Here is a 16,557-nt window from a genome sequence, read left to right on the forward strand (position 1 = left end):
AAGTAGAGAAAATCTGCCGGCTGACTGCTGGCAGATTTGTTTTTATCAAATGATTTTCTTGCTGGCAGACTAGTGAAATTAGGATCAATTCGTCTGCAAAACTTTTCTCGGCTTGGTTCCCTCGGCTGGTCCGATAACACCCGCTGCTTCAAGTTCTTCCATGAGACGAGTGGCCCGGTTAAAGCCGACTGAGAGTCGCCGCTGAATCATAGATGCGCTAGCTTTCTGAGTCTCGATAACCAAGGCCTTGGCTTCTTCAAAGAGAGGATCACCTTCATCGTCGCCCCCGCCAGTATCCAAATCACTTTCAGATACTTCACCAGGATCAAAGCTATCATCATAATCAGCTTCAGCTTGATTCTTGACGAAGGCTACGATTCGCTCCACATCTTCGTCTGAGATAAAAGAGCCCTGCAAACGAACCGGATGGTTTTCATCAATAGGCTTAAAGAGCATATCCCCACGACCCAAGAGCTTTTCTGCTCCATTTTCATCCAGAATGGTCCGACTGTCTGTCCCGCTGGACACAGCAAAGGCAATCCGAGAGGGCACATTAGCCTTGATTAGACCCGATATAACATCTACTGATGGCCGCTGGGTAGCCAGAATCATGTGAATCCCAGCCGCACGCGCTTTTTGTCCCAACCGGATAATGGCGTCTTCCACTTCCTTGCTGGCCACCATCATGAGGTCAGCCAGCTCATCCACGATAACAACGATTAAAGGCAGGGGCACCTGCTTGTACTCTGACTGGGCATTGTACTCAGCAACCTTAGCATTGTAGCCAGCAATGTTACGGGCACCGACCTTAGAGAAGAGTTCATAGCGATTTTCCATTTCGTCTACAACCTTCTGCAATGCACGACTGGCCTTGCGTGGATTGGTCACAACAGGGATAAGCAAGTGGGGAATGTCATTATAAACGGACAGCTCCACCATCTTAGGATCCACCATCATAAACTTGACTTCATCAGGTCTGGCTTTCATGAGAATGCTGGCAATAATACCGTTGACGGCCACAGATTTACCAGAGCCAGTAGAGCCAGCCACCAAGAGATGGGGCATCTTAGCCAAGTCAAAGGAGCGAACGGAGCCGTTGACAGCCTTACCAAGTGGGATTTCTAGAAGCTTACTAGCATCCGTCTTAGACTGCTCCCAGAGTTCTCGGAAAGTCACGGTCGCAACTTCAGAGTTGGGCACTTCAATCCCGACTAGGGATTTTCCAGGAATCGGCGCTTCAATCCGTACATCCTTGGCAGCTAGGGCAAGAGCCAAGTCATCAGCCAGATTGGAAATCCGATTGACCCGAACACCAACAGCTGGCTTGACCTCGTACTTAGTGACGGAAGGTCCGATTTCAGCCCTCTCAACAGCAGCCTTTATCCCAAAACTAGCAAAGGTCTCTTCCAAAATTTTGATATTATCTCGAACAATGCGCTTTTCTTTGGACTGATTCTTAGGCTTGTCGGGCGCAAAGAGGTTGATGGTCGGCAGCTTGTAGTCCAGACTTTCCTTGGCGGTAAAGTCCACTTCAACGTCTACGTCCGCCTCATCCGTCTCTTCTTCGCGACCAAAGTCCAGAGGCTCATGAGGGTCATACTCTCCTAGTTCCTCATAGTCTGCCTCGTCAAAGTCCACAGCTGTATCTGACAAGTCCTCGTCATCTAAAATCTCTCCCGTTTCAGGATCCACTTCAGCTTCTTCTTGCTCTACTTCAATGGCTTGCATAGCTGCCTGTGCAGCTTTCTCTTCCTGCTCCAAGAAACGAAGCTGTCGCTTTTCTTCCTGCTTTTCTCTCCAATTTTGAAAGGCTGCCATAGCCTTTTCTGAAATATCATAGATAGACCACGGGCTCATAAGGAGACCGCCCAAAAGAATGAGCAGCAGGCCGAAGAAATAAGAACCGATATTTGAAAAAAGGAAAGAGATAGGTGCGTATAAGAGAGAGCCCAGCAGGCCGCCTCCCGCGAAGGAGCTAACCTTAAAGGCTGTCAAATCAGTCAAGACCCTGCCTAAAGTTGTAGATAAGACTGCTGCCCCTTCTAGCTTCAACACACTGACAAAATAAGCTTGGAAGATCAACTCCAACCCTAAAAAGAGGCTGATAAATCCTGAAACCGTCCCCTCGTGCTTGTGCAGCCACTTGAAAAAAAAGAGATAGCCAAAGCTGGCCAGAATAGCCAGATAAGCCAAGCTTCCCACCAAGAGGCGAATCATATTATAAATGGTAACCCCAAAGGCGCCCAGCTTTATAGCTGCAAACAAAAGAATAAGAGCCAGCACAAAGGTGGCAATCATTCTCTTTATTGCTTTTTGTCTTTCTAATTCTGCTTTTGTCGGCCGGCGAGTTGTCCGGCCTTTTTTCGTGTTTTTCTTAGTTGCCATAACCCTTATTATACCATATTTGAGCCATAGATGAGAAATCTTTTATCTAGATCAAAAACAAAAAACTTATTTATCCACGCAAAAAGAACTGGACTAACCAGTTCTCATTTCACTATCACAAAATTCTTATTAAGCCTCTGGCATAACCGCCCAGGCAATCAAGTAAGCCAAGACACCTGTACCTGCTGCACAGCAAAAAACAATACAAAGAATACGGACCAAGGTTGGATCTAAATCAAAGTAGTTTGCGATACCAGCACATACACCAGCGATTTTTTTGTTGTTGACATCTCTTGTCAGTCTTTTCTCCATGGAAAACACTCCTTATTATTTTTACACTGTTTATTTTACCATAACATCTCTCAATGCACAAGTTCGCCTGCTATTGAACCCTCTCTTCAGATAAAATTTAATTACATCAAGATGAATTTGTTCACTCTACCTTACTTTTAACAAGTCCCAGCAAAACTCTTGTTCTTGTGGTAGAATAGAGAGAAATTCTAATTAACAGTAAAAAATTTCAGGAGGAAAATAATGCGAGCCGGAGTCATTCTTTTCAATCCCCAAACCAAGCAAATACTGCTCATCCACCGCTGGAAAAATGGAGAAGAGTATTTTGTGATACCGGGCGGCGGAGCCGAGTCAGGTGAGACTGCAGTCCAAGCAGCTCAGAGAGAAATTCAGGAAGAGCTGGGTTGGAACTTGTCTAAAAAGCAGCTGCAGACAGCCTTTACTTTCAGAAATGGCCACCGCTTAGAAATCTATTTTCGTGCCACTATCAGCCATACATCAGCCCCAATGATTCAGGGCGAGGAAGCCCTTCGCAGTCATGCCCAGAATATCTATCAACCTGAATGGCTAGACATAGAAGCAATTTTCGGACTAAACTTACGGCCAGCAGGACTTAAAAATCTGCTCCTGGATTGTCTGACACAGGAGGGTTTGAAAAACTAGCCTAATTGTAGTAAAATATCAGTAGTTTACAATCTAATGTGAGAAAGGTTTTATATGAAAAAAATTCTTCTTATCAGCCTCTTATCAGGACTTGTCTTGGCTGGCTGCTCTGGTAAAGGTAAGAAAGAGGAGACTACTAGCTCCTCCAACTCATCCAGCAGTTCTTCGCTAGTGAGCTCTAGCTCTGACCCAGAGGAAACCAGCAAACTCCGTGAGCAATTCAAGGATGCCATGACCAACGAAAATGCCAACTTCCCGCAGCTATCTACAGAAGTTGCTGAAGATGAGGCAGAAGTCAAGTTGGTAACGACTGAAGGCGATATCCGCATCAAGCTCTTTCCAAAACAAGCTCCACTGGCTGTCGAAAACTTCCTGACCCATGCCAAGGAAGGCTACTATGATGGCGTTTTATTCCACCGTGTTATCAATGAATTCATGATTCAGACCGGAGACCCTAAAGGCAATGGCACTGGAGGCGAGTCTATCTGGAAGGGCAAAGACAAGTCTAAAGACTCTGGAAACGGCTTTAAAAATGAGTATTCTCCATATCTCTATAATATTCGAGGCGCCCTATCCATGGCCAATGCAGGCCCTGATACCAATGGCAGTCAGTTCTTTATCAACCAAAGCAAGAAAGACCTGTCTAGCCAAATGTCTACGGATTCTTTCCCAGCTAAAATCATCGAAGCCTATAAAAACGGTGGAAATCCTACTTTAGATGGCGGAGCTTATACCGTATTCGGCCAAGTGCTGGAAGGTATGGATGTGGTGGACAAAATCGCTGCCGCAGAAACAGACGACAACGACAAGCCTAAAAAAGATATCAAGATTGAAAAAATCGAGATTATCAAGGACTATGACTTCAGCAAATAAGCTTGCTGCCCAACCAATAAAGCAGGGAAATCAATATGATTATCTGGGGATATAAAGGTTATCAGAAAAACGTAGGACAGACCCAAAGCAATATCGAGTGTGCCAACTGCCACAACGTCGCACCTTGGGACATTATTGAAACCGGCCGAAAGTTTACACTCTATTGGATTCCAACCTTTCCTTACGGTAGAAAACATTACCTCACCTGCCCTGTCTGCCAGCATGGCAAACAGATTGAAAAGCAGGAAATCGAGCAGTTTTTGAATTATTAGCAGCAGAAAGAGACGATTCTCAATGAACCGTCTCTTTTCTTTTATTAAATTTTATCAAGTCAACTGGTTAAAATCCCAGATCTGATCCATCCAGCCTTCGTAGAAATCAGGCTCGTGACAGACCATGAGGATACTGCCCTTGTATTCTTTCAGCGCCCGTTTGAGTTCCTCCTTGGCATCTACATCCAGGTGATTAGTCGGCTCGTCCAGCACCAGAACATTATTTTCTCGGTTCATGAGGAGGCAAAGGCGAACCTTGGCCTGCTCTCCACCTGAAAGGACCTGGATCTGGCTCTCGATGTGCTTGGAAGTCAGACCACATCTGGCCAGAGCCGCTCGGACTTCCGCCTGATTAAGAGCCGGAAAGGCGTTCCAGACTGCTTCCAGCGGTGTCTGACGATTGCCGCCTTCGACTTCCTGCTCGAAATAACCCAGCTCTAGATAGTCCCCACGCTCGACTTGACCTGCGATAGGCGGGATAATCCCTAGCAAACTCTTGAGCAGGGTCGTTTTCCCAATCCCATTTGCCCCGATGATAGCCACCTTCTGATTGCGCTCAAAGGTCAGGTTAAGTGGCTGGGTTAGCGGTCGGTCGTAACCAATCTGCAAATCCTTGGCTTGGAAGATAAAGCGACCAGGTGTCCGGGCAGTCTTGAAGTCAAAGGTAGGCTTTGGCTTCTCACTTTGTAGCTCAATAATATCCATCTTATCCAGCTTTTTCTGGCGGGACATGGCCATATTACGAGTTGCCACACGGGCTTTATTACGAGCTACAAAGTCCTTAAGGTCCGCAATTTCTTTCTGTTGACGCTCATAGGCCGCTTCCAGCTGAGATTTTTTCATCTCATAGACTTCCTGGAACTGATAGTAGTCGCCAGAATAGCGGGTCAAGTGCTGATTTTCCACATGGTAGACGATATTAATCACGTCATTCAAGAAAGGAATATCATGCGAGATTAGAACAAAGGCATTTTCATAGTTCTGTAAGTAACGCTTGAGCCAATCAATGTGCTCAGCATCTAAATAGTTTGTTGGCTCGTCCAAGAGCAGGATATCCGGTTTTTCCAGAAGCAGCTTAGCTAAGAGAACCTTAGTCCGCTGCCCACCAGATAGCTCCGTCACATCACTCTCCATACCGTAGTCCATGACACCTAGTGCCCGTGCGACCTCGTCAATCTTAGCATCTAGGGTATAGAAATCTCGGCTCTCCAAGCGGTCCTGCAGCTCGCCCACTTCTTCCATCAGGGCATCAACATCGGCCCCTTCCTCAGCCATGCTCATATAGATTTCATTGATACGAGCCTCTGTCTTGAAAAGCTCGTCAAAGGCCGTGCGCAAGACATCGCGGACAGACTGGCCTTGCTCCAAAACAGCATGCTGGTCCAGATAGCCAGCCGTCACATACTTGGACCATTCGACCTTACCTTCGTCTGGCAGCATTTTACCCGTCACAATGCTCATAAAGGTTGACTTTCCCTCGCCATTGGCACCGACCAGACCGATATGCTCACCCTTGAGCAGGCGGAAGGATACATCCTCAAAAATAGCCCGGTCTCCGAAACCGTGGCTGAGATTTTTTACTTCTAAGATACTCATTTTTTCTCCTCTATCATTGATTGCAGTTCCTTGATTATACCATCAAAAGGGATTTTTTGGCAAGACAGAAGAAAAGTAAAAGCGAGCCACTTAAGTCTCGCTTGTTTGTTCTCAATTCGCATGATGCGTATGCTTGGTAATCCACTGGGTCAGTTTGATCTTCAGCCAAAAGCCATAAATACCAAAGGTAACAATGGTCAGGAGCCACCACTTGATCCAATTTCCAAAAAGCTGCATGGCAGTACCGTCAAAGTAAAGACGGTGTCCGTCAATAACTGTATGTTTTATCTTCCAATTATACAGAACACACATGCCCCAAGGTGCACAAATTCCCAGTGTAAAAACGGTAATCAAGGTAGCCAAAATCACATGACCGATGTAGGAAAAGAGACCACCATCAAAATAAGACTCTTTGTACATACTATCTCCCCCTTTAAACCAACTCTTTTAGAAATTGAATCAGGGTTTCTGCCGAGCGTTTACCAGCTTCAAGAATAAATTCATCAAAAGTGACATTAGCATCATGACTTGCCGTATCGCTCATAGCGCGAATAACCATAAAAGGCAGGCCAATCGAATGTGTAGCTTGAGCAATAGCTGCACCCTCCATCTCGACAGCCAGGACATCTGGAAAATGCTCCTTGATGCGATCAATCTTGTCTTGACCGGCAACAAAGCTGTCACCTGTCGCAATCAAACCTACCTTTGCCTTTTGATGGGTCTTTTCCAAAATTTTCTTCATCTCAGCAACCAGATAGCGGCTCGCTTCAAAATAGAGTGGCTGTCGCGCCATCTGACCGTAGTCATAGCCAAAGGCCGTCACGTCCACATCATGGTAGACCAGACGGTCTGCGACCACCACATCGCCGATAGCCAGGCCTTCTGCTACTGCTCCAGCTGAGCCTGTATTAATAACAGCTGTGACCTTGAAGTCATTGACCAAAACAGCCACACTCATAGCGGACATAACCTTGCCAATCCCGCTGTCGACCAACACTACTTCATGGTAGCCGATGGTGCCCGTATGATAGACATGACCCAAACGCAAGTGCTTCTGAGGATTTTTCAAATGCTCCAGCAGAATCTTCAACTCCTCAGGCATGGCTGCGATAATTCCAATTTTCATATAATACCTCAAATCATCTGATGAAAAAGAAGCTTAGACAGGCTAGGCTTCCTTTTAAGTGCAATAGAGCAGGTTTTTAAGGCCACCAAATAATAGCAGCAATCAAACCAATCAGCAGGATAACCACCCAAAGGAGAATCTTATTAAGTTTGGCTTGAAAGAGGCTCCGCTTCTGATTTTCAATCCGACGGCTCTTAGTCACGGTCGGATCTACCTCAATGTGGAGAGTCTCATCCGTAAACTCCTCTTGGTTTTGAGCAGTCTGATAACCAAAACGACTCTGATTCTGCTGAGACCGAGCTTCTTCATAACCAAAGCGGTTTTGAGGGCTTTGATAGCCAAACTGAGTATCCTGTCGGCTAGACTGCTGCGAGTTAAAGGAGCTTCTGCCAGTTGAAAGAATCTTGGTTTCCTCGTCATCCATGAGAGGCGGCCCCGAAATATCCTCACCGCGGTTAGCGCGCTCAATGATTTCATCTGTTAATAAAGCTTTTCCCATTGATCTACGTTCCTATTTATTCAGATTTTTTTGTTCCCAGTACTGAAGGGCCATGATGGTCTTGGCATCGCAGATGTCACCGTTTTGCAGCAACTGATGTGCCTCCTCCAGACTGACTTCAAAAAGTTCCAATGTTTCATCCTCGTCTTGGGGACGAGGGTTTTCGACCTTTGTTAAATGGCTGGCGCTGTAGAGCTTGATTTTTTCATTGCAAAAACCGATGGCAGAGTAGAAATCATAGACCAACTCCAGCTGTCCAGTGTAGCCGGTCTCTTCTTCTAATTCTCGGAGGGCAGCCGCTTGGGGATCTGCATTCTCTCCTACCTCAAGCTTACCAGCTGGAATCTCGTAAGAAGTCGCTTCAATTGCCTTGCGGTACTGCTTGACTAAAATCATCTTATTTTCCGGGGTGATAGCAATCACAGCCACCGCTCCGTTATGAAAAATCAAATCCCGTTGGGCTTGACCCTTGCCCTCTGGCAGCTCCACCTGGTCCTGAACCACTTTAAAAATCGGTCCCTGATAAATCTCCGTCCGTTGGACGGTTTTTTCTTCAAATTCCATGACTAAACCTACTTATTTTGAGGGTGATGAGGAAGACGCTTAGCATAATCTTCCTTGTTAATCTGACGGCCACGTCCCAGAGCAATGGCATCTGCTGGTACGTCCTTCGTGATGGTAGAACCTGCACCGACCAATGAATTGTCACCCAGCTCAACTGGGGCAATAATGGTCGAGTTGGAACCAACAAAGACATTGTCGCCAATGACAGTCTTGTACTTCTTCTGACCATCATAATTGACTGTAATCGTACCTGCACCAAAATTGACATTAGCGCCAACTTCAGAGTTTCCAATGTAGGTCAAATGACCAGCCTTGGTATTTTCGCCAATTGATGATCCTTTAACTTCTACAAAGTTGCCGACATGGACATCCTTGGCCAGACTAGAACCTGGACGAATGTGAGCGTAAGGCCCGACCGTCACTCCATCTGCCACACTTGACTCTTCAATCATAGAGTTGGTGATAATAGTCCGCTCTCCAATGACAGAGTCCACGATATAGGTACCATTGGTCAGGATCGTCTCTGCCCCAATTTTGGTTTGACCTTTCAGGGTCACATTTGCTTCAACTTGAACTTCAGGCGCAATTTCCACATCCACATCGATATAGGTCGCATGAGGATTGACAAAGCTGACACCATTGACCATATGCTGCTGGTTAATCCGGCGGCGCATAACACTCTCAGCTGTAGCCAAAGCTACACGGTCATTAACCCCCAGACTTTCATCAAAGTCTTTCAGCGTATAAGCGCCGACTTTTTCACCATTTTCGCGGAAAATACCAATCACATCTGTGATATAGTATTCGCCTTGAGCATTATTGGTATTGATATTTTTGAGGGCTTCAAAGAGACGGGCATTGTCAAAGACGTAAGTTCCCGTATTGATTTCCTCGATTTGCTGCTCAAAATCAGAAGCATCCTTCTGCTCAACAATTTTCAAGACTTCGTCGTGCTGATTGCGAACGATACGGCCATAGCCGAAAGGATTATCTGCTTCTGCCGTCAGGATAGTCGCAACATTCTTGTGGTTGATATGAAAGTCAATCAGATTTTTCAGGCTTTCTCCTGTAATCAGAGGAGTATCGCCAGCAATGACCAGCGTCTGACCTGTCAGATTTTCCAAAACAGGCTCTGCCATCATAACGGCATGACCCGTTCCCAACTGCTCGGTCTGACGGACAAAGTCTGTCTGACCTGCCAAGACTTGCTCAATTAGCTCCGCCTTGTGCCCAACAACTGTCACTGTCTTTTCTGGATCAATGGCATTGACACTACGAAAAACATGTTCCAGCATGGAAATTCCTGCAACCTTATGCAGCACTTTTGGTAAATCTGACTTCATGCGAGTACCTTTACCCGCAGCCAAAATAATCGCGTAATTTGTCATCAATTATCTCTTTTCTGTAGGATATCACCTTTATTATATCACTAAAAGGTAATTTTTAAAAATTAAAATCAAGATACCAGAGAAAATGCTACAATAAAAGCCTTTCGCACAAAAAAATCAGCCTTTAAACAGCTGATTTTGCTTCTTTTTCTTTGATTTTCTTTGGAAGATGGACTTTAGCCTTGCCATAGTCCTTGAAGACCGCCCGCTGCTTGAAGTAAATCAATTCTCCATCTAAAGCTGTATCTTCGTCCAAATCCATGATCATATCAATAGAGCGGATGGTCCGAGTCTTAGGGTCAACCACAAAGGCAACCTGACACTTCTCAATATCAATGGTCGTATCATAATGCTCATCATTATAAGCATAGTAGAAGGCATCGATAAGGTCATAGGCCAAATCACCTTCTGCTGCCACCGAAAACTCATAGCCGCCGTCCACTTTTTTCTTAGTTAGTTCTGACTCATTATCTACCATGACCTGCAGCAAAGCCTTAAAGGAGGACATGCCCGAATAGCCATCAATATGTTTCCGTGACTCCGTGTCATCAATGGTCTCAAATCCATCCTTTTCTTCCAAGTACATCCGATCCTCGCTGAAATAATGGGTCAGTTCTTGATCATCATAGGTTTCGTAAAGCTTAGCTAAATAAGGTGAATCTGAGACAGTCAGCTGTTTAACCGTCTTGGCTTTTCTTTTTTTGTAACCTTCTAGAAAGGTCGACTCAGACAGCCGATCCATGTAGAAACTATCATGATCGAATTTCTTCAAGGATGCATCCACTACAGCAGACAGCTTAAAGCGGGATTCAAGAGCTTCTGCGATTCCTCCAGGCTTAAAGTAAGTATAGAGAAAGGTTCCTCCAATCAGTACAAAGCAGACACAGCCGTAAATGATAAAAAAATGAACCTTCTTCAAAATCAATCCTCCTAAAAGCCTTCTGTCATTTTATAGCTTATATTATAAGCTTTTTTAGAGCTATTTTCAATCTTTTTCAGAAACGGTCTTTGAAGACTGTAGCGGAAGAAAGGCTAATTTGTTTTTCAAACTTTCAAAGTCATTGCCAAATGTATCAACTAGGCAAGTAGCCGCTGCTTTTTGAATACTTAGTATCTCAGCCCTCTTTCTCATTTTCAGCCAACTGCTGGCGAAGCTTGGTAAACAAGTCTAACTGAAAGCGAGCAGAATCAAGCCCAAATTCGAGCGTCTTCATTTCAAAATAGCCAATCTGGGAAATACTTTCAGCTAAATCAGCCGCCTGACTGGTCTCTATCAGCTCTGTAGCCAGATGGCTGTTCTGCTCTAGATAGGCTTTTACCTTTTCTTGTTCCTCCGTAAAACGAATCGCGTCTTTGACAGCTTCAAACTCTTGGACTTCAACTTCCAGTCCCTCAATGGTCAAATCCAGCATCTGAAGCTGCTCTCTCTTAGGAAGATATCCCATAAAGAGGAATTTCCCCAAGTCCATATTCTTGTTCTTGCTCATGTTGATAGGCGTTTTAAGCCACTCCAAAAACAAGATTCGTCCCGAAGCTGTAATCGCATATTCCTTCTTCATTTTTCCTTTTTCTACGTACTCCGAATAAGTCACTGCTCCTTGCTGGGACAGTTTTTTTAAGGCTGCTTGGATACTTGCCTAGACTATCGCTGCACATAGAGCTGAAATTTTGCCGCATCACCTGACGAATTTCATAAACTGTAAAACGCTTTATCATGAGTAAGCCTAAAATTAATTTATCCATTTCTCCTCCAAATCACGATTTTTATATACCTAATAGCAACACTTTTATTTCGATTTATCAAGGGCAAACAAAAAGCCTATTCAAAAATAGACTTAAGCTTGATCCAGCGGATAGACCTTGCGAAATTCTTCTAGGACGACACCCGTTTCTTGCGAAAATTCCAAACCGGCTTCCGCCAGACACTCCGTAAAAAATTCCTGATGGACTTGTTGCCAGTAGGCCAAGGATTTGTCTCCTTCTCCTTCCTTAAAGGCGTGTTCGGCTGAAACCTCATTAAAAGGTACCACAGAGACTTTGGTGATTTCAATGATACAGACTGCCTTGTCCTGACTGTCTAAAATGACATCAAAGCTTCCTGCCTGCGGCAAGGGCTCATTTTCAAGCTTATAGAGCTCATAGGCAGAAGCCGTCGCTGTCTTTTCACCACGCAGCACTAAGTCAGCAAGCTCATCTGCCAAGTCACCGAAGGCCCAGGCGTCAATATCGTCGCCAATCTTTGGATTGATTTTCTTGTATGCCTGCCACATTTCTTTTGGGGTCATCTTTTCTCCTATCTTTCTAAAATGAAAATTATTGTTTATAAAAAATCTTCCTACAAAACTGTATCTTTATCAAAATCCATGAAATCATCATGCTCATAATAGTAAAGCAGAGCCTGTAAACACTCTTCATCAGTTGCTTCTGCTATCTGCTCCATGACTGACAAGAGAACATCCGCAAAATCTTCACCGTAATAAATCAGATCCAGCTCTTGCTCGCTTACTTGTCTAGGGTAAACATCCCTATTACCCACCACTTGAGGATAATCAGCAAGCAAGTATCTGTCCTGAAAATTCAGTTCCCCATTTTCCTTAGCATACAAACAGAAATCATCATCTAGCTCTTCCGATTTTACAGCCTCAATGATATCTTTTAAGTCATAGGTTTGGTTTTTCTTCATTGGTCAAAAGTCCCTTTCCATTCATAGGCCGGATAAGCGCCTAGACACTGATAGCCCAAGCTTTCTGCAACCTTCTTGGAAGCTTCATTGTGCGCATCCCAGAGAGGAAAGAGTGAGTGTTTTTGGGCTTCTAAAATCATCTGGGCACCCAAGATTTTGGCCAAGCCCTGCCTTTGGTAGGCTGGCTTGGTAGCAATTTCAATCTCAAAAGCTCCATGATAGACCAATCCTGTCGATACGCCAGCGATGATGTCCTCTCCTGAATAAAGTAAAAAGCCAAAGCCACCCGCCGCTTGAAAATGGTCAAAACCGGAAAAATCACCCTGCAAATCTTGAGACCAGGCTTCCTCAGCCAAACGCTCATAACTCTCCTCATCAATCGGACAAAGATGGTAGTTTGCTGGTAGCCTGCGCTGCCATTTCTCCAAAGCATCTGTGTCAAAGGCAACCTTGTCCGCAAAAGCATAGCGAGTAAACTGGCCCAGCTCACTCTGACCATCCAGAAACTCTTGCCAGCTGGACTCCTCGGAGATAATGACCTTGTCAGCTAAACTATATTTTTTGCTAAATTCCTGCCACAAATTCGGATCCACCTGACCAGACGGAAAGATGAAATTTCCTAGTTGGTAAAGGCAGGATGTCTCAGGCGCATTCATAAAGAACTGCCCTAGACTAGCATCCAAACCGTAAAGTACCATATTTTTAGTCCAGGATTGGAAAAAAGTATTCTTTGCCTTCATTCTTTATCTTCTTTCAGATGCAGTTCATTGATTTTATTCGTCCAGATATAGCCGTCAAAGCCTTCGGGAATATCTTTTAGACTATGGATATGATCGAAACCTTCTGATAAATCGCTGCCGCCAGCTGTTAGCTCAACCCGTGTATTGACTGCTTCCATTCTTTCCATAAATTTGTTTGGCCAACCCCATAAGAATTTGGCATATTTCAAAGTAATGCGCAGCTCTGCATTTTTCATTTCCTCAGGGATATAGCCCGTAAAGCCCAATAATTCATATTGGATAAGAGCATTAAGCATGCGATTTTTGGACAAGAGCTTGAGACTGCTGCTCTGACTGCGCAACCAATGAACGCCTTCCTCGCTTGCCCCACAAACACTGAGTTTGTTTAACCTTTTGGGCGAGAGCGTTTTTAGCTTTTCCCACAAGACTTTATAGGTTTCTAATTTCCCGTCTTTGACCTCAATCACAAACTCCTTGTCTGGAAAGGCCTCAAAAACCTCATCTATTGTGGGCATCTGGCCGACTCCTTTTCCTCTAAAAGGATAGGTTTTTCCGCCATCAGCCGTATAACCGTAACCGATATCCATCTTTTTGAGCTCAGCCATCGTATAGTCCTGAATTTCTCCCTCAATGCCAGTCTTGAATTTCAGAGTTGCATCATGAAAGACTGCCAGTTGCTGGTCTTTGGACAATTTCACATCAAACTCCACTGCATCTGCTCCCAGGTCAAAAGCCGCCTGCATTGAAGAAATGGTGTTCTCAAGATAGGGATGTGTAGGAGGGTCAATCATGGCTGCCGTATTGCTGTCCCAGTCCGCTTTAGACTCATCAAAGGTCTGTGCGAGTCCTCGATGGGCTAGGATTTTATATTCTTTCCCATCTTTATTAGAAAAGAGGCTTGTATTGTTTAACCAGATAAGAAATAGCAGGGCTAGACAAAACAGATAAATCTTCTTGCGTTTTTACCATTTAAACATTTTATTTCCTTACTTCAAACTCCAGCCACCGTCTATTTTGATAATCTCGCCCTGCATAGCAGCTGCCTTACCACTGGCTAGAAAGAGACTAACATCAGCTACTTCCTGAGGATCCAGCCAGCGCTTGATAGGCGTTTCCTCAGCAACCCAGTCTGCCAGTCCGCCTGGCTCAAAATCTGCGGCAGTCATGTTTGTCTTGACAGCGCCTGGCGCCAAGCCAAAGACTTGGATATTTTTATCCGCATAGTCCAAGGCTATCTGCTTGGTCAGGCCAGCCAGAGCATGCTTAGAGGCTGTATAGGCAGAACCACCACCGCCAGCCAGAAAACTAGCAATCGAGCACATATTAATGATGATACCAGACTTTTTCTCTAGCATTTTCTGCAAGTAAAAGCGAGTGATTTTCATAGTCGCGGTCAGATTAAGGGCAAAAATCTGTTCCCAGTCCTCATCGCTGGTCTCGTGCAGGGGACGATAATCGTCCAAGATACCTGCTGTATTACAGAGAATGTCCACCTCAGGAAAGCTAGTGAAGAGTGGTGTCAAATCACCTGTCAAATCCATCTTGACAAAACGAAGCTCATTGAGAAAGCCAGGGTTTTCATCCTTGTCCACCCCGTAAACCCGATAGCCATTTTCCAAAAAGGTCAGAGCCTGAGCTCGGCCGATGCCAGAGCTAGCTCCCGTCACCAGCACCGTCTTAGTCATCTACTTCCACCCAATCTGTCGCGAGGACATCACAAGGAGTCGGACTCCACATGGAGAAGCCCTCCCCCTCACCAGAAACATTGATAAGGAAATAAGGTGTCACTTCAAGAGCCACTCCATTCTGCTCAATCGTGTCAAAGAGCTGGACGTAGTTCTCTGCCCCACCCCAGCCTGTACGCACATATTTTTTCTTGGCCTTAAGGCCCGGTAAAATTTCTTCAAATGTCATGGTTTTCTCCTTTGTTTATTGGTAATCTTTGACAAATTCCCTGCTAGCCACCAGCAGTCATAAGTATATTGGACGACTTTTTCTTGACTGTCAACAAGTTTTTCTGTTGCTTTGCAACAAAGTCTAAAATTAGGTGTTTTTCTCCATCTCCACAAAGAGATGAATATCACCATTGCTTTCCTGCGGGATGCGCCTCACCACTTCAAAGCCCATGTTGATATAAAGCTGCTGGGCTCGGTGATTGAAGTCAGCCACGGATAGAATTATGACTCGGGGCGCAAATTTTTCCATGATAAAGTCCAGAATTCCCTGCAGAAATGCAGCGCCCTGACCTTTTCCACAGTGCACCGGCTTCATCCCCAAACCAAGCTCCAAAGTGCGCTCTCCTTTCTGCTCCAAGCAGAAAAATCCATAGAGTTCCCCATCGCGCATAACTTGATAATAACGGTCCCCACGCGCTTCAGGAGAAACCATTTCTTCATAATCCTCCAGGTCATTTTTCATATCATAAAAATCATAAGGCGCCTCATAGTGCCAATCATTGGCAATTTCTAAAGCATGCTGCTGGGTTAGTGGTTCAATTTTATTGCTCATATTTTTTCACCTCCTCAGGGTGGGCTTCTCGCCATGCCAAATAATCATCAAATGATTTAATTTGTGTTTTCTCACCTGTTGCAGAATCTGTCGCATACACCTCCATAACATCCTGTCCCTTAGGTGCAAACCAATGCAAAAGGTTGTCAAACCATTCTTTCTGATTATACTGCTCAGGCCGGAAATAAAGTTGAGTCATATCCTTCATATTCTTAGCTACTTCTGGATATAGCTGAGCAAAATTGGTATCAGAAATATCAATTTTATTTCGATAATGATAATCATCTGGCATAATAGCTCCATCACTTTCCCAAAGATGGTGCTTAGCTAGCTGATTTTCCAGACTATCAGAAAGACCACCTGGAAGAAAACTCACTTCATTTCTATATGGATCATCTTTTATCGTAGAAATTATTTTCGCCTCTATATCTTCCGTACTTAGTTTTTCTTTCTCTACATCAAACCAAAATTCTTTCTCACTATAACTATGATTTTGATAACTCCTTAATTCTCTAGAAAAATAATCTTTCCCGTTCCCATAGTAGTCAGTCAGCACTTCGTCATTACGATATCCCTCAGAGGGATTAATAAAAGAATATAAATCTATTTCCTTTTTATCTAGCTCAGTACTGTTTAAATCATAGCTAATGATTTTATAAAATTCATCTTTTTCAATTGGCGGAGATTCTTGACCTGATTTTACATCAAGTGAATGGACAGCTATGGTTGAAACATAATTTTGTCCATAGTAAATATGACCATAATTATCTTTCTCCCCTACAGCAACCAATACAAACTTATTATTATCGAAAAGCTGAATGCTTTTGAATTTTGTTTCTTGTCTATTGACATAAACTTTAGTATTTATTCTAATAACCCATAAGGTGAGCAGACCTAAAGCTCCCAACAAAAGAATACTCAATAAAACATACACTATCTTCTTTTTTCTCATGACCGTCTATTTTTTTC

General features: G+C 44.3%; 20 protein-coding genes and 1 pseudogene. 3 read left to right on the top strand and 18 right to left on the bottom strand.

Going from position 1 to position 16,557, the window contains the following annotated elements:
• Positions 1 to 84 precede the first annotated feature (84 nt).
• The gene (locus tag PCY71_RS03795; protein WP_002909240.1) at positions 85 to 2,385 is read right to left on the bottom strand and encodes a DNA translocase FtsK; all 2,301 of its coding nucleotides are present in this window, start codon (positions 2,383 to 2,385) and stop codon (positions 85 to 87) included.
• Positions 2,386 to 2,514: 129 nt separating this feature from the next.
• Complete coding sequence (locus tag PCY71_RS03800; protein ID WP_002897145.1) at positions 2,515 to 2,697, bottom strand: PspC domain-containing protein; 183 nt, start codon at positions 2,695 to 2,697, stop codon at positions 2,515 to 2,517.
• 222 nt (positions 2,698 to 2,919) lie between these two features.
• Here PCY71_RS03800 and PCY71_RS03805 point away from each other — a divergent pair, with 222 nt between their 5' ends.
• From PCY71_RS03805 to PCY71_RS03815, 3 genes are read left to right on the top strand one after another with little or no spacing between them, the layout of a single operon-like run.
• The gene (locus tag PCY71_RS03805) at positions 2,920 to 3,339 is read left to right on the top strand and encodes an NUDIX domain-containing protein (RefSeq protein ID WP_002909239.1); all 420 of its coding nucleotides are present in this window, start codon (positions 2,920 to 2,922) and stop codon (positions 3,337 to 3,339) included.
• Between the two features lie 54 nt (positions 3,340 to 3,393).
• Positions 3,394 to 4,212, top strand: coding sequence for a peptidylprolyl isomerase (locus tag PCY71_RS03810; protein ID WP_002899874.1), 819 nt, complete (start codon positions 3,394 to 3,396; stop codon positions 4,210 to 4,212).
• A gap of 35 nt (positions 4,213 to 4,247) precedes the next feature.
• Entirely contained in the window at positions 4,248 to 4,484 is a 237-nt protein-coding gene (locus PCY71_RS03815) for a zinc-ribbon domain-containing protein (RefSeq protein WP_002897142.1), read from the top strand.
• Positions 4,485 to 4,538: 54 nt separating this feature from the next.
• On the opposite strand, the gene PCY71_RS03820 is transcribed toward PCY71_RS03815, so the two are convergent.
• The 16 genes and pseudogenes from PCY71_RS03820 to PCY71_RS03900 form a co-directional block, all read right to left on the bottom strand.
• Complete coding sequence (locus PCY71_RS03820; RefSeq protein ID WP_002909238.1) at positions 4,539 to 6,080, bottom strand: ABC-F family ATP-binding cassette domain-containing protein; 1,542 nt, start codon at positions 6,078 to 6,080, stop codon at positions 4,539 to 4,541.
• A gap of 111 nt (positions 6,081 to 6,191) precedes the next feature.
• Positions 6,192 to 6,500, bottom strand: coding sequence for a DUF898 family protein (locus PCY71_RS03825; RefSeq protein WP_048774291.1), 309 nt, complete (start codon positions 6,498 to 6,500; stop codon positions 6,192 to 6,194).
• Between the two features lie 13 nt (positions 6,501 to 6,513).
• Positions 6,514 to 7,206, bottom strand: coding sequence for a 5'-methylthioadenosine/adenosylhomocysteine nucleosidase (locus PCY71_RS03830; protein WP_048774292.1), 693 nt, complete (start codon positions 7,204 to 7,206; stop codon positions 6,514 to 6,516).
• 76 nt (positions 7,207 to 7,282) lie between these two features.
• On the bottom strand, positions 7,283 to 7,705 hold the full coding sequence (gene macP, locus PCY71_RS03835; RefSeq protein ID WP_002894824.1) for a cell wall synthase accessory phosphoprotein MacP: 423 nt from the start codon (positions 7,703 to 7,705) through the stop codon (positions 7,283 to 7,285).
• Between the two features lie 12 nt (positions 7,706 to 7,717).
• Positions 7,718 to 8,269, bottom strand: a complete 552-nt coding sequence (locus PCY71_RS03840) for an NUDIX hydrolase (RefSeq protein WP_002894822.1) — start codon at positions 8,267 to 8,269, stop codon at positions 7,718 to 7,720.
• Between the two features lie 8 nt (positions 8,270 to 8,277).
• Complete coding sequence (gene glmU, locus PCY71_RS03845; RefSeq protein ID WP_048774293.1) at positions 8,278 to 9,657, bottom strand: bifunctional UDP-N-acetylglucosamine diphosphorylase/glucosamine-1-phosphate N-acetyltransferase GlmU; 1,380 nt, start codon at positions 9,655 to 9,657, stop codon at positions 8,278 to 8,280.
• Between the two features lie 124 nt (positions 9,658 to 9,781).
• Complete coding sequence (locus PCY71_RS03850) at positions 9,782 to 10,576, bottom strand: hypothetical protein (RefSeq protein WP_048774294.1); 795 nt, start codon at positions 10,574 to 10,576, stop codon at positions 9,782 to 9,784.
• Between the two features lie 196 nt (positions 10,577 to 10,772).
• Positions 10,773 to 11,400: pseudogene (locus PCY71_RS03855) on the bottom strand (PadR family transcriptional regulator).
• A gap of 92 nt (positions 11,401 to 11,492) precedes the next feature.
• Positions 11,493 to 11,942 (bottom strand): ASCH domain-containing protein, encoded by a 450-nt coding sequence (locus PCY71_RS03865; RefSeq protein WP_048774296.1) that lies wholly within the window; start codon positions 11,940 to 11,942, stop codon positions 11,493 to 11,495.
• Positions 11,943 to 11,992: 50 nt separating this feature from the next.
• Complete coding sequence (locus PCY71_RS03870) at positions 11,993 to 12,340, bottom strand: hypothetical protein (protein WP_048774298.1); 348 nt, start codon at positions 12,338 to 12,340, stop codon at positions 11,993 to 11,995.
• Entirely contained in the window at positions 12,337 to 13,080 is a 744-nt protein-coding gene (locus PCY71_RS03875; RefSeq protein ID WP_048774299.1) for a GNAT family N-acetyltransferase, read from the bottom strand. The genes PCY71_RS03870 and PCY71_RS03875 overlap by 4 nt, the downstream gene beginning before the upstream one ends.
• Complete coding sequence (locus PCY71_RS03880; RefSeq protein ID WP_366223325.1) at positions 13,077 to 13,871, bottom strand: glycerophosphodiester phosphodiesterase family protein; 795 nt, start codon at positions 13,869 to 13,871, stop codon at positions 13,077 to 13,079. Before PCY71_RS03880 ends, PCY71_RS03875 begins: the two co-directional genes overlap by 4 nt.
• A 195-nt stretch (positions 13,872 to 14,066) precedes the next feature.
• The gene (locus tag PCY71_RS03885) at positions 14,067 to 14,765 is read right to left on the bottom strand and encodes a 3-oxoacyl-ACP reductase (protein WP_002909225.1); all 699 of its coding nucleotides are present in this window, start codon (positions 14,763 to 14,765) and stop codon (positions 14,067 to 14,069) included.
• On the bottom strand, positions 14,758 to 14,994 hold the full coding sequence (locus PCY71_RS03890; protein WP_002899859.1) for a DUF2829 domain-containing protein: 237 nt from the start codon (positions 14,992 to 14,994) through the stop codon (positions 14,758 to 14,760). The genes PCY71_RS03885 and PCY71_RS03890 overlap by 8 nt, the downstream gene beginning before the upstream one ends.
• Positions 14,995 to 15,123: 129 nt before the next feature.
• Entirely contained in the window at positions 15,124 to 15,588 is a 465-nt protein-coding gene (locus tag PCY71_RS03895; protein WP_048774304.1) for a GNAT family N-acetyltransferase, read from the bottom strand.
• Positions 15,578 to 16,540, bottom strand: a complete 963-nt coding sequence (locus PCY71_RS03900) for a hypothetical protein (protein WP_002909223.1) — start codon at positions 16,538 to 16,540, stop codon at positions 15,578 to 15,580. The genes PCY71_RS03895 and PCY71_RS03900 overlap by 11 nt, the downstream gene beginning before the upstream one ends.
• Positions 16,541 to 16,557: the final 17 nt, after the last annotated feature.

It is taken from the genome of Streptococcus sp. SN3 (assembly GCF_030439905.1).